Genomic DNA, 577 nt, shown 5'->3' with positions numbered 1-577 from the left:
TGTCCGGGCCGATTTCGTCGGGCCCGGTTTCCATGGTGTCGGCAAGTTGGCCGGTGGCGGTTTCGGCCAAGGCTTGCGACAGCGAGAGCGCGGCGTCGAGCTGGCTTTGCGCGTGCTCGCGCGCCAGTTGTTTGCCGGATGCGCCGTTCTGCGCTTCGGTGGTGAGCAGCAGGCCGTGGGCGGCGCGGATGGCGCCGTGGAGGTCGGTGCGCAGCTCGAAGCCGTCGCCGCGCGGCTGGGCCTTGCCGTTGCTGCGCGGGTGGGCGAGGTAGCCCTGGTTGAGCTGGGTCTTGCCCGGCTCGCTGGACAGCTTGGCGCGCACTTCGCCGGGGGTGTCGTCAAACAACAGTTCGTTGTAGCCGCCGCCCTGGTGTTCTTTGCTCTTGATGCCGGACAGGGTCTTGTTGGCGGGCAGGCTGCCGGCGCCGCTGAAGTCGGGCGTCGGGTGGCTGCCGTTGTACAGCACGCCGGTGATCACCGGCCGGTCGATGTCGCCTTCGATGAAGTCGACCAGCACTTCCTGGCCGATGCGCGGGATGAACTGGTGGCCCCAGCCGGCGCCGGCCGACGGCATGGC

Annotated in this window: 1 protein-coding gene; it reads right to left on the bottom strand. The window is 69.3% G+C overall.

Translation table 11 applies throughout. The features are described from left to right. On the bottom strand, positions 1–577 hold a 577-nt coding region (locus LQR33_RS23450; RefSeq protein ID WP_231470655.1), incomplete at both ends, for a type VI secretion system Vgr family protein.

This window comes from Chromobacterium piscinae (genome assembly GCF_021129175.1).
GTDB classification, from domain to species: Bacteria; Pseudomonadota; Gammaproteobacteria; order Burkholderiales; family Chromobacteriaceae; genus Chromobacterium; species Chromobacterium piscinae.
This window is presented reverse-complemented; position numbering and strand designations above follow the sequence as displayed.